16 protein-coding genes are annotated in these 21,884 nt (G+C 73.5%); 1 reads left to right on the forward strand and 15 read right to left on the reverse strand.

The window, feature by feature from the left end; all coding sequences use genetic code 11:
• Positions 1 to 190: 190 nt before the first annotated feature.
• The 10 genes from ACIOJE_RS32745 to nrdR form a co-directional block, all read right to left on the reverse strand.
• Positions 191 to 1,579 carry an ABC transporter substrate-binding protein gene (locus ACIOJE_RS32745; RefSeq protein WP_400781197.1) on the reverse strand — a complete coding sequence of 463 codons (1,389 nt, stop codon included), beginning with the start codon at positions 1,577 to 1,579 and terminating at the stop codon, positions 191 to 193.
• Between the two features lie 252 nt (positions 1,580 to 1,831).
• Complete coding sequence (locus tag ACIOJE_RS32750; protein WP_400781200.1) at positions 1,832 to 3,046, reverse strand: cytochrome P450; 1,215 nt, start codon at positions 3,044 to 3,046, stop codon at positions 1,832 to 1,834.
• A gap of 145 nt (positions 3,047 to 3,191) precedes the next feature.
• Entirely contained in the window at positions 3,192 to 4,436 is a 1,245-nt protein-coding gene (locus ACIOJE_RS32755) for a cytochrome P450 (protein WP_280685035.1), read from the reverse strand.
• Positions 4,433 to 5,206: a GTP-binding protein gene (locus tag ACIOJE_RS32760; RefSeq protein ID WP_400781205.1), complete on the reverse strand. Its 774-nt coding sequence runs from the start codon at positions 5,204 to 5,206 to the stop codon at positions 4,433 to 4,435. The genes ACIOJE_RS32755 and ACIOJE_RS32760 overlap by 4 nt, the downstream gene beginning before the upstream one ends.
• A complete protein-coding gene (locus ACIOJE_RS32765) occupies positions 5,187 to 5,555 on the reverse strand; it encodes a DUF742 domain-containing protein (protein WP_280685037.1) in 369 nt (122 codons plus the stop codon). The genes ACIOJE_RS32760 and ACIOJE_RS32765 overlap by 20 nt, the downstream gene beginning before the upstream one ends.
• A gap of 25 nt (positions 5,556 to 5,580) precedes the next feature.
• Positions 5,581 to 6,033 (reverse strand): roadblock/LC7 domain-containing protein, encoded by a 453-nt coding sequence (locus tag ACIOJE_RS32770; RefSeq protein ID WP_280685038.1) that lies wholly within the window; start codon positions 6,031 to 6,033, stop codon positions 5,581 to 5,583.
• On the reverse strand, positions 6,030 to 7,802 hold the full coding sequence (locus ACIOJE_RS32775; RefSeq protein WP_400781208.1) for a sensor histidine kinase: 1,773 nt from the start codon (positions 7,800 to 7,802) through the stop codon (positions 6,030 to 6,032). The genes ACIOJE_RS32770 and ACIOJE_RS32775 overlap by 4 nt, the downstream gene beginning before the upstream one ends.
• Before the next feature lie 278 nt (positions 7,803 to 8,080).
• Complete coding sequence (locus ACIOJE_RS32780) at positions 8,081 to 8,848, reverse strand: SDR family oxidoreductase (protein WP_400781211.1); 768 nt, start codon at positions 8,846 to 8,848, stop codon at positions 8,081 to 8,083.
• 172 nt (positions 8,849 to 9,020) lie between these two features.
• Complete coding sequence (locus tag ACIOJE_RS32785; protein WP_400781213.1) at positions 9,021 to 11,906, reverse strand: vitamin B12-dependent ribonucleotide reductase; 2,886 nt, start codon at positions 11,904 to 11,906, stop codon at positions 9,021 to 9,023.
• Between the two features lie 208 nt (positions 11,907 to 12,114).
• The gene (gene nrdR, locus ACIOJE_RS32790) at positions 12,115 to 12,612 is read right to left on the reverse strand and encodes a transcriptional regulator NrdR (RefSeq protein ID WP_280685042.1); all 498 of its coding nucleotides are present in this window, start codon (positions 12,610 to 12,612) and stop codon (positions 12,115 to 12,117) included.
• 562 nt (positions 12,613 to 13,174) lie between these two features.
• Between nrdR and lexA the strand changes: the two genes are divergently transcribed.
• Positions 13,175 to 13,837, forward strand: a complete 663-nt coding sequence (gene lexA / locus ACIOJE_RS32795) for a transcriptional repressor LexA (protein ID WP_224281048.1) — start codon at positions 13,175 to 13,177, stop codon at positions 13,835 to 13,837.
• 95 nt (positions 13,838 to 13,932) lie between these two features.
• On the opposite strand, the gene ACIOJE_RS32800 is transcribed toward lexA, so the two are convergent.
• From ACIOJE_RS32800 to ACIOJE_RS32820, 5 genes are read right to left on the reverse strand one after another with little or no spacing between them, the layout of a single operon-like run.
• Entirely contained in the window at positions 13,933 to 16,068 is a 2,136-nt protein-coding gene (locus ACIOJE_RS32800) for an ATP-dependent DNA helicase (RefSeq protein WP_400781216.1), read from the reverse strand.
• Between the two features lie 12 nt (positions 16,069 to 16,080).
• Positions 16,081 to 17,904, reverse strand: a complete 1,824-nt coding sequence (locus tag ACIOJE_RS32805) for an IucA/IucC family protein (protein WP_400781218.1) — start codon at positions 17,902 to 17,904, stop codon at positions 16,081 to 16,083.
• Positions 17,882 to 19,339, reverse strand: a complete 1,458-nt coding sequence (locus ACIOJE_RS32810) for a lysine N(6)-hydroxylase/L-ornithine N(5)-oxygenase family protein (RefSeq protein WP_280685750.1) — start codon at positions 19,337 to 19,339, stop codon at positions 17,882 to 17,884. Before ACIOJE_RS32810 ends, ACIOJE_RS32805 begins: the two co-directional genes overlap by 23 nt.
• 9 nt (positions 19,340 to 19,348) lie before the next feature.
• A complete protein-coding gene (locus ACIOJE_RS32815) occupies positions 19,349 to 19,918 on the reverse strand; it encodes a GNAT family N-acetyltransferase (RefSeq protein ID WP_400781221.1) in 570 nt (189 codons plus the stop codon).
• Entirely contained in the window at positions 19,915 to 21,765 is a 1,851-nt protein-coding gene (locus tag ACIOJE_RS32820; RefSeq protein ID WP_400781273.1) for an IucA/IucC family protein, read from the reverse strand. The genes ACIOJE_RS32815 and ACIOJE_RS32820 overlap by 4 nt, the downstream gene beginning before the upstream one ends.
• Positions 21,766 to 21,884 lie beyond the last annotated feature (119 nt).

Here is a 21,884-nt window from a genome sequence, read left to right on the forward strand (position 1 = left end):
GGGGTTCCGGGTTCCGGGGGGGCGGGGGGGGGCGGGGGGGGGGGGGGGGTGGGGGGGGGGGGGGGGGGGGGGGGGGCCCCGCACCGCCCTCGACAGGTGGTCCTGGAGGCGCCGGGTGGCGCGTGCGCGGGCCCGGCGCGTGCCCGGGCCTGATGCCGGCTCGGGCCCGGCGCCGACCCGGGCCCGGCGGCTACTGCGGCCAGGCGGCGTCGATGTCGGCGGCGGTCTTCTGGATCGACTGCCCTTCGGCGAACCAGGCGGTCAGCGACTTCCACTCCTGCCCGGCGCCGACGGCCGCCGGCATCAGGTCGGAGCCGTCGAAGCGGAAGGTCGCCGTCGGGTCGGTCAGCGCGTCCGCCGACAGCCGGTCGATCGGGTCGGTGTACAGGCTCTTGTCCACGCCCTGGTTGGACGAGACCCAGCCGGTCGCGGTCCGCACCCGGCTGCTCGCCCAGTCCGCGCTGGACAGGTAGTTCTGCACCGCCTGCACCTCGGGCCGGCCGGAGAAGGCGGCCAGGAACTCGCCGCCGCCCTCGACCGGGTTGGGGATCGCCGGATTCACCGCGGGCAGGTGGAAGGCGAACACGTCGCCGTCCGGGCCGACCTTGGTGCCCTTGGGCCACTGCGCCTCGTAGAAGGACGCCTGCTGGAGCATGGCGCACTTGCCGGTGAGGACCGGCGCGCCCGCGTCCTGGAAGGTGGTGGTGGCGATCGACTTGACGTCGCCGTAACCGCCGTTGACCCAGGCCGGGTTCTGCATCCAGCCGGCCACGGTCTTCATCGCCGTGGTGATCTTCTCGTCCGAGAACTTCACCTGGTGGCCGACCCACTGGTCGTACACGTCACCGCCGTACGTGCCCAGCACCACCTCCTCCAGCCAGTCGGTGGCCGGCCAGCCGGTGGCCGTGCCCGAGGCGATGCCGCCGCACCAGGGCTTGGCGCCGCCGGCCTTGGCGATCCGATCGCTGAGAGCCGTCAGATCCGCCCAGGTCTTCGGGACCTCGTAGCCGGCCGTCTTGAAGGCCTTCGGCGAGTACCAGACCAGCGACTTCATGTTGGCGCTCATCGGCGCCGCGTAGAAGGTGCCGTTGACGGAGCCGTAGGTCTTCCAGATCGGGCTCCACTTCTCCTGGTTGGCGACCGTCTGGGCGGGCGGCTTCACCACCTTGCCGCTCTTCACCATCTGGGCCAGCAGCCCGGGCTGCGGGATGATCGCGAAGTCCGGGGCGTTGCCGCCGGCCACCCGGACCGGCAGCTGGGACTCGAAGTCGTTCGACCCCTCGTAACTGATCTTGATGCCGGTGCACTTGGCGAACTCGGCCCAGGACTTCTCCAGGTTGTCCGACTCCGGGCTGAGGATCGAGGCGAACACCGTCACCGTGGTGCCCGAATGCCCGGCGTACGGCTGGTACTTGGCGCAGTCACCGGACAGCGACGGGGCCGCTGCGCCACCACCGCCCCCCGATCCGCCGGAGCTGTTGGAACAGGCCGCGGTCAGGGCCAGCGCCGCCAGCAGGGCCGGTACGGCGACCAGGCGGCGGCCGGAACTCCTGGACGGCACGGTCGGGTTGAGGGTCAATGCGGTCCTCCTGGCCAGGGCGTGCTGCCGGCTGTGGGCTGAACGACATTGCGCTGTACCGGAGATGGGCGTGCAGAGATCACGGGTGGGCGACGGACGAACCGATCCGACGACGTTAACGCAGCCGCCAGCCGCCGCCAAGGTCCACGTCGACCTTCGTCCGCCGGTGTCCCGACCGTGACCCCGGAACCCCCCGCGGCAACCCGACGGCCCCGCCCGGAAACCCGGACGGGTCCGTACCGCGGCGATCCGTCAGTACAGCCGGACCGGCAGCTCCAGCAGGCTGTTCACCACCAGCGACGGGCTCGGCCGCAGGTCCTCGTCCGGCACCGCCGGCGACAGCCCCGGGAACCGCGCGAACAGCGCCGGCAGCGCGACCCCCGCCTCCAACCGCGCCAGCGGCGAGCCCGGGCAGACGTGCGGGCCGTGACCGAAGGACAGGTGGCGGGTCGGGTCCCGGGTGACGTCGAACAGCTCCGCCGTCAGCCCGTGCTGCGCCGGGTCCCGGCCGATCGCGTTGTACGAGATCAGCACCGGCTCGCCCGCCGGGATCGCCGCGTCGCCGACCGCGATGTCCGCCGCCGCGAAGCGGAACAGGAAGTTGCTGGTCGGCGGCGTCCAGCGGAGCGACTCCTCGACCACCGCGTCCCAGGACACCTGCCCCGAGCGCACCAGCACCAACTGGTCCGGGTGCGCCAGCAGCGCCCGTACGGCGTTGCCGATCAGGTTCACCGTGGTCTCGTGGCCGGCCGCGATGATCACCCGCAGGGTGGCCGCCGCCTCCGCGTCGGTCAGCACCCCGCCCTCGGTGTCCGCCGCCAGCAGCGCGCTCGCCAGGTCGTCGCCCGGCGCCGAACGGCGCTGCGCCACCAGGTCGTTGACGAAGGCGTTCAGCCCGGCGACGGTCGCCTGGATGCCCGCCGGGTCGGGCTTGATGCCGAAGAACCGCTCGTACAGGTCCCGCAGCACGCCGTGGTCGGACTCCGGCACGCCCAGCAGCGAGCAGATCACCGTCATCGGCAGCGGGAAGGCGAAGGCCGACTTCAGGTCCACCACCGGCTCCCCCGCCGCCAGGGCGTCCAGCAGCGCGTGGGTGATCTGCTCGACCCGGGGGCGCATCAGCTCCACCCGGCGCGGGGTGAAGGCCTGCGCCACCAGCGCCCGCAGCCGCCGGTGCTCGGCGCCGTCCGTGGTCACCATGCTCGGGCCGGGCACCGCCAGACCGATCAGCGGCCAGGTCTTCGGGACCTCGCCGCGCTGGTAGGCCGCCCAGTGCGCGGCGTCCTTCACCAGCCGGACGTCGGTCAGCAGGTCGCGGGCCTCGGCGTGCCGGGTCACCGCCCAGGCGGCGACACCGCCGGGCAGTTCGACCGGCACCACCGGGCCGGCGGCCCGCAGCAGGGCGCCCTCGGCGGCACTGTCGCGGGCCAGCGGATCGAGGGCGATCGGGGCCGGGGCAGCGGTCATCGGCGGCGGTTCTCCTTGAACTCGATCTTTGAACTCGATCTTTGGACTCGGCCCTTGAACTCGGTCCTTGACCTCGGACCTTGACCTCGGACCTTGAACTCGGTCCTTCGCTCGGGCAGGACGCTCGGGCAGGACAGGGTGTCGATCAGGCCGGGTGGCCCGGAGTGAACGAGACGGGCAGCGCCACCAGCCCGCGCACCCAGGCCGACGGCCGCCACACCAGCGCGTGCTCGGCCACCGCCAGCCGCAGGTCCGGCAGCCGGTCCAGCAGCACCTCGATCGCCGTGGTGGCGATCACCTCGGCGGCCTCCTGGGCCGGGAACGGGCAGCCGTGCTCGCCGTAGGAGTAGCTCATGTGCGCCCGGTTGCCCTCGGCCGGGCGGCCGTCCGGCCGGCGCACCGACGGGTCCGCGTTCGCCCCGGCGATCCCCAACAGGACGAGGTCGCCCGCCGCGATCCGCTGACCGCCGAGCCGGGTGTCCCTGGTCGCCCAGCGACCGGCGAAGATCTGCGTCGGGGTGTCCTCCCAGAGCACCTCGTTGAGCGCCTGGCTGATGCTGCGGCGGCCGCCCGCCAGCGAGGCGGCGAAGCGCTCGTCGGTGAGCATCAGCCGCAGCGCGTTGGAGATCCAGTAGGAGGACGGCTGGTGACCGGCGATCAGCAGCACCCGCAGGTCGCGCATCACCTCGTCCTGCGTCAGCCCGGCCGGGTGCGCCAGCATCCGCGAGGCGACGTCGCCACCCGGGTGCTCGGACTTCTCCCGCACCAACGCGAGCATCAGCTCCAGCAACCGCTCGGCGCCGGCCGGCGCGTCCGGGCCGCCGTCCAGCATGGTGAGCAGCGCCGCGATCAGCTCCGGCGCCTGCTCCTCGTCCAGGCCGAACACCCGGCACAGCACCAGGAGCGGCATCCGGTGCGCGTACTCGGCGACCAGGTCGGCCTCGCCGCGGCCGGCGAACTCGTCGATCAGCAGGTCGGCGATCTCCTCCGCGTGCTTGCGCAGCTCGTACGGGTCGACGTCGGCCAGCGCGTCGGTGACCGCACGGGAGCGGCGGACGTGCTCCTCGCCCTCGGCGTACAGGATGGACGGCGCCGGCGCCATCATCGGCTTGAGCGGCCAGTCGGCGGGCAGCGTCGCCCAGGCGTGCCAGCGGCTGGAGTCGCGGCCGAACAGCTGCGGCTGGCCGGTCACCACCTGGAGCTCGCGGTAGCCGATGACCAGCCAGGCGGGGACGCCGCCGGCCAGTTCGACCGGGGCGACCGGGCCGTGCGCGGCGCGCAGCTCGCGGTAGAGCTGGGCCGGGTCGGTCTGGAAGCGCGGCCCGTACAGCGGGGTGGCCCCGGCGTGCGCCGGGCAGCCCGGGGGCGGGGTGGCGGCGGGCTCGGTCACGGGGTGCTCTCCTCGTACTCCGGGGTGACGGGGGCTTCGGCCTCGGCGGTGACGGCGGCTCCGGCCAGCGGGGCGGCGGCTCCGGCCAACGGGGTGGCGGCGGCCAACGGTGCGGCGGCTCCGGCCTCCGGGGTGGCGGCGGCCTCGGCCAGGGCGGTCAGGTGGCGGACCAGCTCGATCAGCACCCGCTTGCCGGACTCCCGGTCCCGGGCGTCGCAGTCCACCAGCGGCACCTCGGCGGCCAGGTCCAGGGCGTCGCGGATCTGCTCCAGCGTGTGGGTCGGCTCGCCGAAGTTGTTGCGGGCCACGATGAACGGGGTGCCGTGGTGCTCCAGCCGGTCGATCGCGTACCAGGAGTCCTCCAACCGACGGGTGTCCACCAGGACGACCGCGCCGAGCGCACCGCTGAACAGGCGGTCCCAGAGGAACCAGAACCGTTCCTGCCCGGGCGCACCGAACAGGTACAGCACCTGGCTCGCCGACAGGGTGATCCGGCCGAAGTCGAAGGCCACCGTGGTGGAGCGTTTGCCCCAGGCACCGGCCGGGTCGACGCCCTCCCCCGCCTTGGTCATGACCTCCTCGGTGTTCAGCGGACGGATCTCGCTGACCGAGCCGACCAGCGTCGTCTTGCCCACCCCGAAGCCGCCGACCACGACGATCTTCAGCGCGTTGTCGGCCGTCGCCCGCAGCGGGGTGCGCCCGGTGGCGGGCCCGGCGCCGGGACCGGAGGTAGGGCCTCCGGAGGCCGGGTCAGAGCTGTTGAAGGCCATGCAGCACCTGCTTCAGCGTGTCGAGATCGGGCAGCCGGGCCTTCGTCGGCGCGAACCGGGGGTGGCGGGCGGTGACCGCCCCGGACTCCAGCAGGTCGCCGAGCAGGATCTTCACCACCGAGATCGGCAGCGCCAGCTCCGCGGCCAGCTCCACGACGGCGGTCGGGGCCTCGCACATCCGCAGGATCCGTGCGTGCTCCGACTGCATCCCCGGCACCGGTCGCCGCTCGGCGACGATCAGGGTGACCAGGTCGAAGGCGTTCTCCGGGGAACGGCTGCGGCCCCGGGTGATGGTGTAGAGGCGGTCCGGGTCGTCGTCGCGGCCCGGCAGCACCGGCCGGCCGCTCATGCGCCCGCCCCGACTATCCGTTCGCTCATGCCAGGGTGCTCCCTTGCGGTGTGGTCGACTCCGCCTCCTGCGGCGCGGCGTCGCCGCGGGCCGGCGCGCTGAGGTGGACGCCGATCTGCTCGATCAGGCCGTGCATGTTGTGGCCGACCACGCCGACGTCCGCCTCCTCGTCCGTGACCACCGCCAGGTGCGCGCCCTCGCCGGCCGCCACGATGCACAGGATGCCGCCGTGGAACTCGGTCATCGACTGCCGGACGCCGCCGCTGCCGTCGCCGAACTCGATCGAGGCGCCGTGCGCCAGGCTCTGCAGACCGGAGGCGATCGCGGCCAGCTGGTCGGCCTGGTCGGCACTCAGCCCAGCGGTGTGGCAGAGCTTGAGGCCGTCGGCGGAGAGAACCAGGGCGTGCCGGGTGCCGGGGGTTGCGGCCAGCAGGTTTTCCAACAGCCAGTCGAGGTCGCGGTCGGTGGCGCTGCTCATCGGGAGTCCTTCTCGGTGACGGGGGAAGCGTCGGGCGTGGGGTCGGTGTCGGTGTCCGTGGTCGTCGGCGCCACCGCGGCGGGCCGGTCGCCCGGTGCCGACAGGGCCGCCTTGCGGAAGGCGCCGAACCGGGCGGCGGCGCTCGCCGCATCGGCGCGTACGGGCTTCGCGGGTGCTGCCGTCGGTGTGGTGGCGGCCAGCGTCTGGCCGCGGCGGCGCTGTGGCAGCCCGCTCCCGGTGATCCGGGCGGGCCCGGCGGCAGCGGGTACCGGGGTGGCCTGGGCGGGGACTGTGGGCGCCGGAACGGCGGGCCCGGCGACGGCGGGCGGGCGAACGCCCGCAGCGGTCGGTGCCGGCGGCAGGGGTGCGGGGGCCGGGCGCGCGGGGATGAGCGCCGGGCGCGCCGACTCCGCGACGGGCGCCTGAGCCGGGACGGGCGCCGGCTCGGACGCCGGAGCGGGATGCGTGACCAGCTGCTGCGGGATCAGCATCACCACCCCCGTACCGCCGCGCGCCGACGGCCGGAAGGAGATCTGCAGCCCGTGCTTGCGCGCCAGCACGCCGACCACCGCAAGCCCGAGCCGGGTGCCGGCGGACAGCGTGGTGAGGTCCAACGGCTCGGCGGAGACGGCCCGTTCGGCCCGGCGCAGCCAACTGTCGCTCAGTCCCAGCCCGCTGTCCTCGACGGTGATCACCAGCCCGGCCGACACCTCCTCGACGTAGACGTGCACCTCGGCCGGCGGGGCGGAGAAGTTGGTGGCGTTGTCCAGCAGTTCGGCCAGCGCGTGCATCACGCCCTCGGCGGCGAACCCGGCGACGGCGGCCGTGCTGGCGTTGTGCAGCCGCACCCGCTGGTAGGCACCGATCCGGCCGAGCGCACCGCGCAGCACCGACTCCACCGCGATCGGCTTGGCCCAGCGCCGGCCCGAGCGGGCCCCGGCGAGCACCGCGATGCCGTCGGCCATCCGGCCCGCCTGGGCGGTCGAGTGGTCCAGCCGCAGCAGGTCACCGAGGACCTCCTCGTCGTGCCGGTGCTGCATCTCGCGCAGCTCGGCGTGCATGCTCGTGGCCAGTGCCTGCACCCGCCCGGCGGCGGTGGCGCAGACCGCGAGCGCGGCGGCGCGCAGCCGTTCGCCCCGGCCGACCTCCTCGGCCACCGCGCGCAGCAGCGCCTGCTGGGGGTGCGTACGGTGGGCGGCCAGCGCGCTGTCCACGGCCGCGCCGCCACGCAGTTTCCCCACCACCTCGGGCAGCACGCCCTCGGTGAGCCGGTCCAGTTCGGCGCGTTCGGCCTCGGCCCGGGCCCGCTCGGCCTCGAACCCGGCGCGCTCGGTCTCGATCTCGGCCCGCAGCCGGGCCAGTTCGGCGTGCGCGGCCGTGATGTCCGCCTCGGCCCTGGCCTGCTCCGCCCGGGCGGCGTCCCGCTCGGCGCACGCGGCGCCGGCGCGGTCCCCGGCGGCCGTCTCGGCCTGCCGGGCGGCGCCGGCGACGACCAGCGCGGCCCTCGTCTCCTCGTGCTGCGCGTCCAGGTCCTCGGCCAGTCGGCGGGAGCGCTCGGCGCCGGCCGCCGCGAGGCCGACCGCGATGAGCCAGAGCACCGCGACCGCGCCCACCGCGAGGGCGGTGAGCGGCTGGTGCGCACCCAGCGCCCGGGCGATCCCCACCGGGGCGGCGACCGCCGCCAGCAGGACGGCCACCGCGGTCAGGGCGGCGGTGCGCGGCGCGGGCCGCCGGCGCGGCCGGCCGTCGGGGCTGGTGGCTTCTCTCATCGGTGCGATCCTCGGCAACGTCGGCGGGCGGCGGCCGGCGGCGGGAAGACGCCGACAGCTGGTCGGGCGCATACGAGACCGCCCGGCGACGTTGCGTAACGTCTCCGGGCGGCCGATCGGTTCACGCTTTCGACCGATCATATCGATTCAGACATTGGCCTCAAGTGGCGAGTTGACGGTCAGTCTCCTTCATTCACCTCACGCACACCGATTGGCGACATGGCCGACGCACCGTCGAGACCGACGGTTCACGCCGCTGGTGTCTCCCCTGGTTGACATCAGTGGCCGCCGAACCGCTTCGCCAACGCCTCCTCGAAGGTCCCCCGGCCCACCGCCCGCTCCGGCGTGAGGTTCCCGCCGGCCCGCAGCGCCCGGCCCACCGTCCCCGGCACCCGTACCGGCAGCAGCACCCGCCGGCGGCCCGCCGCCCGCAGGTACGCCTCGGCCAGCTCCCGGTACGGCCGCACCCGCGGCCCGCCCACCTCCGGCGCGTACCCGGCCGGCCCCTCCCCTGCCAGCTCCGCCACCCGCGCGGCCACCTCCCCCACGTCCACCGGCTGAATGCGCGCCCCGCCCGGCACCGGGAACACCGGCAGCCGCGCCGACGCGTCGAAGATCCTCAGCAGCAGGTCGTGGAACTGCGTCGCCCGCAGCACCGTCCACCCCAGCCCCGACTCCCGCACCACCCGCTCACAGGCGAGCTTCGCCCGGTAGTACGGGATCGGCACCCGGTCGACCCCGACGATCGAGACGTACAGCAGGTGCCGCACCCCCGCCTTACCCGCCTCCGCCACCAGCGTCCGGACCGCGGCCACGTCCTTGCGCCCCACCGTGGTCGCACAGTCCACCACCACCTCGACCCCCGCCACCGCCCCGGCGATCCCCGCCCCGGTCACCAGGTCCCCGACCACCCACTCGACCCCGTCACCCCCGCTCCGCGCCCGCCGGCTCAACGCCCGCACCGCCACCCCCCGCGCGACCAGCAGCCGCACCACCTCCCGCCCCAAGGTCCCCGTCGCCCCGGTCACCAGCACCGTCCCTGCCACCACACCACTCCTCTCACCGAACCCCGTCACCCCCTACCGACCGCCCACCGCCCCCATCCGTGACATCGGCGTCCGCGCAGGAGCCCCGGGCAACGAGAAGAGGCGGGGCGAGGACCTGAAGTCCTCGCCCCGCCTCAGCGGTGGCTCACCCTCGCGGGGTCAGTACCAGCGGTCAGCTGCAGCCGCTGGTGGAGCCGCAGCCCTCGCAGAGGTAGCAGCTGCCGGCGCGGCGCATCTTGGTGCCGCAGGAGAAGCAGAGCGGGGCGTCGGCGTTGAGGCCGAGCTGGATCTCGATCAGCTCCGTGGAGTTGTGCGCCTGCGCCGGGCTCGCCTTGGGAGCGGCCTTGGGCGCTGCAGCGGCGGGGGCCGGCGCGACGACCACCGGGGCGGACTGGGCGAGCGACTCGGTGTCGAGCTCCTCGGCCTCCAGCGGCTCGTAGGAGCCCGTCTCCAGGTGACGCTGGCGCTCCTCGACGGAGTGGATGCCGAGCGCCGAGCGGGTCTCGAACGGCAGGAAGTCCAGCGCCAGGCGGCGGAAGATGTAGTCGACGATCGACTGCGCCATCCGCACGTCCGGGTCGTCGGTCAGACCGGCCGGCTCGAAGCGCATGTTGGTGAACTTCGAGACGTAGGTCTCCAGCGGCACGCCGTACTGCAGGCCGACCGAGACGGCGATGGAGAAGGCGTCCATCATGCCCGCGAGGGTCGAGCCCTGCTTGGACATCTTGAGGAAGACCTCGCCGAGGCCGTCGTCCGGGTAGGAGTTGGCGGTCATGTAGCCCTCGGCGCCACCGACCGTGAAGGAGGTGGTGATGCCCGGGCGGCCCTTGGGCAGGCGCTTGCGGACCGGGCGGTACTCGACGACCTTCTCGACCGCGGCGGCCGGGGCCTCCTCGGCCTTGGTCTCGGAGTCCTTCTTCTTCGCCGAGAGCGGCTGGCCGACCTTCGAGTTTTCGCGGTAGATGGCGAGCGCCTTGACGCCCATCTTCCACGCCTCGAAGTAGATCTCCTCGACATCCTCGACGGTCGCGGAGGCCGGCATGTTGACGGTCTTGGAGATGGCGCCGGAGATCCACGGCTGGATCGCGGACATCATCCGCACGTGGCCCATCGGCGAGATGGAGCGCTCGCCCATCGCGCAGTCGAACACCTCGTAGTGCTCGGCCTTGAGGCCCGGGGCGTCGACGACGTTGCCGTGCTCGGCGATGTGGGCGACGATCGCCTCGATCTGCTCGTCCTGGTAGCCGAGGCGCTTGAGGGCGCGCGGGACGGTGCCGTTGACGATCTGCATCGAGCCGCCACCGACGAGCTTCTTGAACTTGACCAGGGCGAGGTCGGGCTCGACGCCGGTGGTGTCGCAGTCCATCATCAGGCCGATGGTGCCGGTGGGGGCGAGCACCGAGGCCTGGGCGTTGCGGAAACCGTTCTGCGCGCCGATGCGCAGGACGTCCTGCCAGGTGTCGTTGGCCGCGGCCCAGACCGGGGCGTCCAGCTCGTCGAGCGAGACGGCGGCGACCGAGGCGTCCGCGTGCTGCTTCATGACCCGCTGGTGCGGGGCGGCGTTGCGGGCGTAGCCGTCGTACGGGCCGACGACACCGGCGAGTTCGGCGCCGCGGCGGTAGGCGGTGCCGGTCATCAGCGAGGTGATGGCGCCGGCCAGGGCGCGGCCGCCCTCGCTGTCGTAGGCGTGGCCGGTGGCCATCAGCAGGGCGCCGAGGTTGGCGTAGCCGATGCCGAGCTGGCGGAACGCGCGGGTGGTCTCGCCGATCTTCTCGGTGGGGAAGTCCGCGAAGCAGATGGAGATGTCCATCGCGGTGATGACCAGCTCGACGACCTTGGCGAAGGTCCCGGCGTCGAACGAGTCGTCGTCGCGCAGGAACTTCATCAGGTTCAGCGAGGCGAGGTTGCAGCTGGAGTTGTCCAGGTGCATGTACTCGGAGCAGGGGTTGGACGCGTTGATGCGGCCGGACTCCGGGCAGGTGTGCCAGTGGTTGATGGTGGAGTCGTACTGGATCCCGGGGTCGGCGCAGGCCCAGGCGGCCTCGGCCATCTTGCGGAACAGCTTCTTGGCGTCGACGGTCTCGATGACCTCGCCGGTCATCCGGGCGCGCAGGCCGAATTCGGTGCCGTTCTCGACGGCGGTCATGAATTCGTCGGAGACGCGGACGGAGTTGTTGGCGTTCTGGTACTGGACGGAGGTGATGTCGTCGCCGCCGAGGTCCATGTCGAAGCCGGCGTCGCGCAGGGCGCGGATCTTCTCCTCCTCCTTCACCTTGGTCTCGATGAAGGCCTCGACGTCCGGGTGGTCGACGTCGAGCACGACCATCTTCGCCGCGCGGCGGGTGGCGCCGCCGGACTTGATGGTGCCGGCGGAGGCGTCGGCGCCGCGCATGAAGGAGACCGGGCCGGAGGCGTTGCCGCCGGAGGACAGCAGCTCCTTCGAGGAACGGATCCGGGAGAGGTTGAGGCCGGCGCCGGAGCCGCCCTTGAAGATCATGCCCTCTTCCTTGTACCAGTCGAGGATCGACTCCATGGAGTCGTCGACGGCCAGGATGAAGCAGGCGCTGACCTGCTGGGGCTGCTTGGTGCCGACGTTGAACCAGACCGGCGAGTTGAAGCTGAACACCTGGTGGAGGAGGGCGTGGGTCAGCTCGTGCTCGAAGACCTCGGCGTCGTCCTTGGTGGCGAAGTAGCCGTGCTTCTCCCCGGCGGCGCGGTAGGTGAGCACCACGCGGTCGATGATCTGCTTGAGGCTCCACTCGCGCTGCGGGGTGCCGACGGCGCCGCGGAAGTACTTGGACGTGACGATGTTGACGGCGTTGACCGACCAGAAGTCGGGGAACTCGACGCCGCGCTGCTCGAAGTTGATCGACCCGTCACGCCAGTTGGTCATGACGACATCGCGCCGCTCCCAGCGGACCTCGTCGTACGGGTGCACGCCAGGAGTGGTGTAGATGCGCCCGATCCGCAGACCACCCTTGGGTGCCTTGCCGGCGCCCTTGGCAGCGGCCTTGTCGGACTTCGACCCTCGTGCGGAACCGCTCGTGGTGTCTGTCACTTCTCCTCCTCCTGGGCAAACGCCCGAAGTGCCCTGAAAAGTCCGGGCACCGCTGGTTCGTTCTTCCGGTGTGCGGGCAAGCGGAGACATCGCCTGCTTACGCACGGTTTGTAGTGTTCTGCGCCCCGTTTCCGGGCACGCGGGGGCCCCACGGGGCCGATGCGGTGCAGCAGGCCCCTTCGGAACGGGGCCGGGTTGCCGACGCCTCCTAGGGCGCGGCGGCGGCGACGGGCACGCAGGTGCCGTCCGCCTCGGGGTCGGGCCGCTGGGCGCGGAGTTCCGCGATGGCGGCCTCGAAGTCCTCCAGTCCGTCGTACGCCTGGTACACGCTGGCGAAGCGCAGGTAGGCGACCACGTCGAGTTCCTTGAGCGGGCCGAGTATGGCCAGCCCGACGTCGTGGGTGGTCAGCTCGGCGTTGCCGGTGGCGCGCACGCACTCCTCGACCCGCTGGCCGAGCTGGGCGAGGGCGTCCTCGGTGACCGGGCGGCCCTGGCAGGCCTTCCGGACGCCGGAGATGACCTTCTGCCGGGAGAACGGTTCGGTGACCCCGCTGCGCTTGACGACCATCAGCGCGGCCGTCTCCACGGTGGTGAAGCGGCGGCCGCAGTCCGGGCACTGCCGGCGGCGGCGGATCGAACTGCCGTCCTCGTTGGTCCGGCTGTCGACAACGCGGCTGTCGGAGTGCCGGCAGAAGGGGCAGTGCACCTGGGGATCCCTCCCTGGCAGGACGTGCGGACCGGTTGAGTCTATGCGATGCGACCCCGGCCTCGGCAAGCTGATCATGCGCCGTAACCACTAGTACTGGGCACGGAGAGGACTGTAGCCACTAGATGTAGGTCTCCGGGGGAAGCGACACCCCTGGCGTGTCGACGCCGATTAGACTGCCGAAGTCGACATCCGGTCGAACATTTACTCGATGTACAACAAAGCCTTGATCGAGTCAGCCAACTCCCGAATAATTCACTCGAACGTGTGTTTGGCGCAACCTTTCGATAGGAGGGGCGTTGGGCTGGAAAAGGGGAGAGGACAGCCGTCGAGAGGGGCCGCCGTGAACACCATCGAAAGCAACACCATCCCGGTGCAGGAACACTCCCAGTTCAAGGTGGGGCAGCGCACCACGAATCAGCAGAGCGTGGACATCAGCATGGACCGTAGCGAAGACCACCGACTCTCCGGCCAGGCCCTTTCCAGCACGAGCCGCGTTCCGGACCAGCCGATCGAACACTCCCCCGCGCTCGACGACGCCCGCCCGGCGCCCGCCCGCGCGATGCCCGGCCGCCCCCCCGGAATCCGCACCGACGAGGCCGGGCTCACCGAGCGCCAGCGCCGGGTGATCGAGGTCATCCGGGACTCCGTCCAGCGCCGGGGCTACCCGCCGTCCATGCGCGAGATCGGCCAGGCCGTCGGCCTGTCCAGCACCTCCTCGGTCGCCCACCAGCTGATGGCCCTGGAGCGCAAGGGCTTCCTGCGCCGCGACCCGCACCGCCCGCGCGCCTACGAGGTCCGCGGCGTCGAGGTGGCCCGTCCGAACACCGCCGAGACGGCCGGCCGGCCGTCCACCTCGTACGTGCCGCTGGTCGGCCGGATCGCGGCCGGCGGGCCGATCCTCGCCGAGCAGACGGTCGAGGACGTCTTCCCGCTGCCCCGCCAGCTGGTCGGCGAGGGCGAGCTGTTCGCGCTCACCGTGCGCGGCGACTCGATGATCGAGGCGGCCATCTGCGACGGCGACTGGGTCACCGTGCGCCGCCAGCCGGTCGCCGAGAACGGCGACATCGTGGCCGCGATGATCGACGGCGAGGCGACGGTCAAGCGGCTCAAGCGCGAGGACGGCCGGATCTGGCTGATGCCGCACAACCCCGCGTACGAGCCGATCAACGGCGACAACGCGACCATCCTGGGCAAGGTCGTCGCGGTCCTGCGCCGCCTCTGACGCCTCCGCGCGCACGAATCGGGAGAAGGGGCTCCACCGCACTGCTGCGGGGAGCCCCTCCGGCGTCCAGGGCTTGTCTGAACAATGCCCGCCGCTCAGCCCCGCTTCACCACCGGCTTGACCGGCGGCGCCGAGGCGTCGATCGCCGCCAGCGAGCGGCGCACCTGGTTGCGGTCCGTGGTGTACCAGAACTCCGGCATCGAGGACCGGAAGAAGCTCCCGTACCGCTTGGTCTCCACCCGCGGGTCCAGCACCGCGACCACGCCCCGGTCCTCCGCCGCGCGCACCAGCCGGCCCGCGCCCTGCGCCATCAGCAGCGCCGCGTGCGTCGCCGCGACGGCCATGAAGCCGTTCCCGCCGCGCTGTTCGACGTCCTTCTGGCGGGCGCTCATCAGCGGGTCGTCCGGCCGGGGGAACGGGATGCGGTCCATCACGACCAGCTGGCAGGCCGAGCCGGGCACGTCCACGCCCTGCCAGAGCGAGAGCGTGCCGAACAGGCAGGTGGACGCGTCCGAGGCGAACTCGCGGATCAACTCGCCCAGGGTGTCCTCCCCCTGGAGCAGGATCCGGTTGTCCAGCCGCTCCCGCAGCGCCTCGGCGGCCGTCTGGGCGCCGCGCATCGAGGAGAACAGGCCCAGCGTGCGCCCGCCGGCCGCGCCGATCAGCTCGGCCAACTCGTCCAGCATGTCGGGCCGTTCCGGATCACGGCCGGGATCGGCGAGGTGCCGGGCGACGTACAGGATGCCCTGCTTGGGGTACTTGAACGGCGAGCCGACGTCGATGCCCCGCCAGTGCGGCACCGCGTCCTCGCCGAAGCCGGGCTCCGGGTTGTCCCCGGGGGTGCGCTCGTCCGGCAGCCGGGCCTCCGAGGGCAGGCCGACCGAGGCGGCGACGCCGTTGAAGTCCCCGCCGAGCTTGAGGGTGGCCGAGGTGAGCACCACCGAGCGCTCCTTGTACAGGCCCTCACGCAGCAGCCCGGAGACGCTGAGCGGGGCGACCCGCAGCGAGGCCGTGCCCATCCCGAAGCGGTCGCTGCGCTCGATCCAGACCACGTCGTACTCGGAGTCCTCCAGCAGCCGCCCGGCGGTCTCGTGCAGCGACTCGGCGGAGGCCATCGCCTGCTTGCGGACCGCGTCCTCGTCGCTGAGGCCCTTGTCGCGGGTCTCGCCGAGGGAGCTGATCACCTGGCGCGCGGCGTCCCGGATCGCGGTGACCGCGTACGCCAGGTACTCGGGCAGCTCCTCGACCCGGCCGGGCTGGGCGGTCTCCATCAGGCCGTGGTAGTTCTCGGCGGCGGCCTGCAGGGCGTCCACGGCCTTCTCGTTGGCGAGCCGGGCGGCGCGCTTGACCGCCCGGTTGACCGCGCCGACGGTCAGCTCGGCGGTGGCCGCGCCGGTGACCCGGTTGACCAGTTCGTGCGCCTCGTCGACGATCAGCAGCCCGTGCTCGGGCAGCACCGGCGCGCCCTCTATGGCGTCGATCGCGAGCATCGCGTGGTTGGTGACCACGACGTCCGCCAGCTTGGCCCGCTCCCGGGCCTTCTCCGCGAAGCACTCCTGTCCGTACGCGCAGCGGGTGGCGCCCAGGCACTCCTTGGAGGTGACCGCCAGCTGGGCCCAGGCCTTGTCGGAGACGCCGGGGCTGAGGTCGTCCCGGTCCCCGGTGTCGGTCTCCTCGGCCCACTCGCGCAGCCGCAGCACGTCCTGCCCGAGCTTGCTGGCGGGCCCGCCGAGCGCCTCGGCCGCGTCGAACAGGCCCTCGCCCTCGTCGCTCGGGGTGCCCTCGTTGGCCCGGTGCAGGCACAGGTAGTTGGAGCGGCCCTTGAGCATCGCGAACAGCGGGCGGCGGCGCAGCGCCGGGTGCAGCGCCTCGACGGTGCGCGGCAAGTCCCGTTCGACCAGCTGGCGTTGCAGCGCCAGGGTGGCGGTGGCGACCACCACGCGGTCCCCGTGGGCGACCGCCGGCACCAGGTAGGCGAGGGACTTTCCGGTGCCGGTGCCGGCCTGGACGAGCAGGTGCTCGGCGTTGTCGACGGCGTCGGCGACGGCCTCGGCCATCCGGACCTGGCCGGGCCGCTCGACGCCGCCGACGGCCGCCACCGCGGCGTGCAGCAGGTCGGGGATGCGCGAGCGCGGGACGGCGACGGCTTCCTCGACGTCGACGGCGGCGTCGCCGTCCTCGCCTGGGAGCTCGGTCGCGCCGGGGAGCTGGGATTCGGAGTCGTTCGTCATGACCCTCCCAGCCTACGGGGCAGGGGTGACAATCCGGCTCCGTCGCCCGGGAAGATCCGCCTCCAGGGTCACCAGGGCGTTCGGGACGGTCCCGTACCGGGCGGCGTGCGGGCGGTGCGGGCGGTCCTGGTAGCCGTCGAGCAGCAGCCGGTTGCGGTTGAGGCAGAGCCGGTCGATCCGGGGCCGGAACAGGTCGAACAGCTCGAAGCGCTCGCGCAGCCCGGGGAAGCGGTCCTGGTAACGGTGGATCTCGGCGCGCAGCAGGGCCCAGAACTCGGCCTCGGGCAGCCCGGTCTGCGCCTCCAGCAGCGGGGCGAGGAAGCGGAAGACGCCGATGAACAGCCCGGAGTGGATGAACTGGCAGAGCTCCTGCGGGCCGTCCCGCAGCAGCACGTCGTCGACCTCGGCGGGCAGGCCGCGCAGTTCGGGCAGGTCCTGGTCGCTGAGGTTGACGTCGTCGACGAAGTCCTTGACCGCGAGCCGGGCGGGGGCGTCGTGCTCGTCGAAGACGACGATGGCGTTCTCGCCGTGCGGGGAGAAGACCAGCCCGTACCGGTAGAGGAAGTGCAGCAGCGGCGGCAGCATGGCGCCGAACAGCCGGCCGGTCCACGCGGCGGGGGTGAGGCCGGAGCGGGCGATCAGTTCGGCGGCGAGGGCCCGGCCGTCGGAGCCGGTCTGCAGCAGGGCGGCCAGGGTGCGGGCGCGTTCGCCGCCGGTCAGGCAGGGGCCGAGCGGTTCGCGCCAGATCGCGCCGAGGAGTTCCTTGTACTGGTAGGGCGCCTCGGGCAGCTCGCGGTAGAGCGGGTGGTCGACGGTGACGGAGGCGATCTCGCCGAGCAGGATCACCCGGCACTCCTCGCGCAGGTACGGGTCGGCGTCGCGCAGGCCGTGGATCCAGGCGGTGACGGCGGGCGCGGCGAGGGTGCGTTCGGTGGGCAGGCCGCGCCAGACCAGGGTGTTGAGGATGGACAGCGGCAGTTTGACGGTGCAGCGCTCGGGGTGGGCGGTGTTGAAGAAGGAGCGGATGGACTGCTGGGGCAGCCGTGGGTCGCCGTCGGAGGGCAGCGGGACGATCTCGCCGGAGGCGATCCAGGGCGCGAACAGCGGGACGACCGTCTCGTCCCACTGCCAGGGGTGGACGGGCAGCAGCAGGTAGTCGGCGGCGGCCGGGCCGAGGGCGGCGCGCAGCGCGTCCGGGTCGTCGAGTTCGCGGGCGTAGAGCTGCTCGGGCCGCTCCAGGCCGGGTACGCCGCGGTACTCGGCGAGCCGGCGGTGGACGGCGATCCAGGGCAGCGGGCGCGGGGTGCGGGCCTCCGGGGTCCAGCGGGCGGCGTCGGCGGCGGAGAAGCCGATCCGGCCCTTGTTGGGGACGATCCAGGGGTGGCCGTTCTGGCGGCCCTCCAGGGCGGGGTGGTCGAGGTCGGCGAGTTCGGCGGCGGTGAGCGCGGTGGCGAGCTGGTGCGCGTCGGCGGTCAGGGTGGCGGTGAGTTCGCGGATCAGGTGGCCGGTGGTCTCGCCGCGCAGTCCGAGGGCGTGCCGGGCGTGCGGGAGGAAGCGCAGCGGGTCGAGGCCGTCCGGGTCGGAGCAGCGGACCGACGCCGGGTCGACCTGCCAGCTTCCGTACGCGCCGCGGCGGGCGGTGAAGCGGTACTCGGCCTCGGGCAGCCAGAGCAGGTACTCGCCGTCGGCGGCGCCGCGGACCGGGGTGAGCAGTTCCTCGTAGGCGAACTCGCCGAGCATCTTGGCCAGCAGGGCCCGGCCGGCCCGCCGCCAGTGCCCGGCGGTCAGGTGCGGGGGCAGGTACAACGGCGGTTCAGCGGCCGGCGGTTGCGGCACGGGTCAGCTCCTGGGGGCGGGGGACGACGGGGGTGCTCTCGGTGGGGGCGTGCTCGGTAGGGGGACGCTCGGCGGCGGGCGTGCGCCCGACGACGGGGGCGGCCCCGGGCGGCGCGAAGCCGGTCCAGGCGGTGCGGGTGGGCAGCCGGTGGACGGTCCGGCCGGTGACGGCGTTGAGGATCACGGCGGCCCGGTGGGCGCCGAGGCCCAGGTCGGGGGTGCCTACGCCGTGGGTGTGCAGTTCGGCGTTCTGGACGTAGAGGCCGCCGGTGAGTTCGGGCCGGGTGGCGACCCGGTGGTCGAGGTCGACCCGGTAGCGCCCGTCCCGGTCCCAGTCGATCAGCCGGGCCAGCGGTTCGAGCGCGGCCGGGCGGGCGGCCCGGTAGCCGGTGGCGAGCACCACGGCGTCGGTGCGCAGGAGGTGTTCGGCGCCGGAGTCGGCGTGCCGGCAGCGCAGTTCGAGGCCGCCGCAGGGGCCGGGACGGGCCTCGGTGACGGCGGTGCCGGGGGTGATCTCGACCGGGGCGGTGTCGATCGGGGCGCCGATGGTGCGCTCGTAGAGGTGGTCGTGGATCTCGGCGAGGGTCTCGGCGCTGGCGGCCTTGTGCAGCTGCCACTGGGCGCTGACCAGGGCGTCCCGGACGGGTTCGGGCAGGCTGTGGAAGTAGCGGGTGTAGTCGGGGGTGAAGTGCTCCAGGCCGAGCTTGGAGTACTCCATGGGTGCGAGCGCCCTGGTCCGGGTGAGCCAGCGCAGCCGGACGCCGTCGCCCGCGTGGCGCCGGAGCAGGTCGAGGAAGACCTCGGCGCCGGACTGCCCACTGCCGATCACGGTGATGTCGCGGGCGCCGGCGAGGTCGTCGCGGCGGTCCAGGTAGTCGGCGGAGTGGAAGGCGTGCGGGTGGCCGTCGAGGGCGGTGAAGGCCTCGGGCAGGACGGGCCGGGTGCCGACGCCGAGGGCGAGGTTGCGGGCCTGCACCTCGGTCCGGCGCCCGGTCGCGGTGTCGGTCAACTCGGCCCGGAACAGGCCGCCCCCTCCCGAGCCGGCGACCCAGTGCAGGGCGGTGACCTCGGTGCCGAAGCGGCAGCTGTCGAGCCGTTCGGCGGCCCAGCGGCAGTAGTGGTCGTACTCGCGGCGGGGCAGTTGGAAGCGCTCGGCGAAGTAGAACGGGAAGAGCCGGTCCTGCTCGCGCAGGTAGTTGAGGAAGGACCACGGGTTGGTCGGGTCGACGAGGGAGACCAGGTCGGCCAGGAACGGCACCTGCATCCGGGCCCCGTCCACCAGCATGCCGGGGTGCCAGCGGAACTCCGGGCGCTGGTCGCAGAAGAGCGTGCGCAGGCCGGGGACGGGGTCGGCGAGCGCGGCGAGCGAGAGGTTGAAGGGGCCGATGCCGACGCCGAGCAGGTCGTACGGCGGCTGGGGTGCGGGGGTGTCCACGAGGGTGTCCTAGGCGGGGAGGGGGAGCCGGGCGCGGATCATCAGGGCGGCGCGCTTGTCGGGCAGGTCGAGTTCGGCGTCCGACCGGAATCCGGCCCGTTCGAAGGCCCGGACGGAGCGCCGGTTGCGGACGTCCGGTTCGGCGACGACCCGCTCGCAGCACGGGCGTCGCCACAGGATCCGCTCGGCGAGGGCAGCCAGCAGGACGGCGCCGAGGCCCCGGCCGCGGCTCTCGGCGGGGCCGAGCAGCAGGTGGACGCCGGTGTCGTGCGGGCGGGCCGGGTAGTGCCGGGCGAGCGGGTCGAGGTCGGCGCGGTAGACCTCCCAGTAGCTCATCGGGGCCCCGTCGAGCAGGCCGAGGCAGGGCACGCTGCGGCCGTCGCCGTCGAGTTGGGCCCGGAGGTGCTGTTCGGTGACGTCGGGCGGACCGGCGAGCTCCCAGAACGCGGCGATCTCGGGGTCGTTCATCCACCCGGCGAGCAGGTCCAGGTCGGCGGGCAGCCGGACCGGGCGGAGCCGGAACTCGCCGACCGGGGTGGGGATCGCGCCCCACCCCGGCAGGTCGTCGAGCATGCTCATGCGCCCGCCAGCGGGTTGGGGATGTCCACGTAGACGGACTGGGTGGCGACCGGACCGACCAGTTCGTCCAGTCCGTTGATCCGGGTGAGCAGGTTGGCCTTGCAGGGCAGGGTGGGCGCGTCGAGCAGCAGCGCGGGCAGCGCCGAGCCGGTGGCGGCGGCCCGCGGGCCGGCCAGGAACCGGCGCAGCCCGGCCAGCAGGACGGCCTCGTCGGCGAGCCCCTGGCTGCCGAAGGCGCCGACCAGGCCGAGGACGTGGTTGATGCCGAGGTAGTACGCGAAGTGGTGGTCGATCACCTCGTCCGGCAGGAAGGTGTCGCTGTGCGCGCCGAGCCCGGGCAGCCGCGCGGTGAGCCGGTCGGCTGCGCCCTCCCGGTAGTAGTAGCCCTGGTTGTCGCGGTAGCGGCCGCCGCTGGGCCAGCCGTCGGCGTCGAGCAGGACGAGGCTGTTCTGCTGGTGGGCCTCCAGGGCGATGCCGGCCCGGCCGTCCAGCCACAGGACGGGCAGCACGACGGCGTCCAGGTAGCGCAGGAACCATTCGGCGGCGACGGTCCGAAGCGGGCGGCCGCAGCGCGCGGCGAGCGCCCGCAGGGTGTCGCCGAGCCGGGACGGGACGGCGTCGCCGGTGCCGAGCGGCTGTTCGGCGACGAGCCCGGCGACGCACAGCGCGCGGTCGGCGGGGGCGAAGGGCTGGGCGCGCAGCACGGTGTCCAGGCCCCCCGGGTCGCCGAGGCCGGGGTGGTCGACGCCGATCCAGGCCGGGTCGCGCACGATGTCGAAGCCGGGGTGGGCGGCCCGCCACTCGGCGGCCAGGCCGCTCTCCAGCAACCGGTGCACCTCCAGGCCGCGGTGGAGTTCCTTGCGCAGGTTCTCCCGGCGGGAGTTGGTGATCCGCAGGCCGAGCGAGAGCTTGAGCATCCACGGGGTGCCGGGCCGGTAGACGGTGCGCACCGAGGAGGTGGGGTGCCAGGGTTCGCCGGCCGGGCCGAGGTCGTGCAGCAGCCCGTCGGCGAGCAGGGCGGCGACGGCCGGGCGGTGGGCGAGTTCGCGGGCCTGCCAGGGGTGCAGGGGCAGCGCGGCGGTGCCGGGCGGCAGGGCCGCGTGGCCGCCGAGCAGGCCGGCGGTGATCCGGTCGGCGCTCTCGGCGAGGGCGGAGCCGGCGGCGAGCAGGTCGCGGCACACCGCGTACCAGTGGAGTTGGAAGGAGCCGTGCAGTTCGGGCGAGTAGGCGGCGCTCTGGGCCGGGCCGAGGCCGTCGCGGCTCTTCGGGGTGGGGTGCAGCGGGTGGCCGAGCAGCAGGGACTGCTCGGCGGCGAGGAAGTGCGAGCGCTCCGGGCCGCCGGAGGGGGCGGCGGTGCGGCGGTGGGCGAGGATGTCGGCGGTGCGGACGACGGAGTCGGCGACCCGGGCGGCGAGGTCGGCGACCTGCCCGGGGTCGGGGCGGTCGGCGGCCGCGGCGGCGAGCAGCGCGGCCGTGGTGACGGCGTCCACGGGGGCGTCGGCGGTGCCCTCGCCGGCCGAGAGGACGGCGGGGCCGAACCGGTGCCAGCCGGCGGGCGACCAGTAGCGAACGGGGGCGGAGAGCCGGGCGGCGCCGCCGAGGACGGCGATCCGCAGCCGGCCGTCGGGGCCGGGACGGGCGCCGGTCTCGCGCGTCCAGCAGCGCAGCAGGGCTTCCAGCGCGGCCTGTTCGGCGGCGACGGCGGGGTCCGGGTGCAGCAGCTGGTCGGGCTCGGCCGACCGGTCCGCGGGCAGCAGCGGGTCGGGCGGGGCTCCGGTGAGGGCGGTGCTCAAGGCTGCTCCTTGGGGCGCGTGGGGGTGCGGACGCGCACGGGTGGTGGAGGGGATTCGGCGGGCGCTCGCACCATCGCGTCAGGTAAGGGTTACCTATCCCCGACGGGTGATCACAAGGTCGGCTCACTCGTCCAGGTGAAGATCGGGGATTGTGCTCCACCGGGGCGGACCGC

The organism is Kitasatospora sp. NPDC087861 (assembly GCF_044742585.1).
In the GTDB taxonomy this organism is placed as follows: domain Bacteria; phylum Actinomycetota; class Actinomycetes; order Streptomycetales; family Streptomycetaceae; genus Kitasatospora.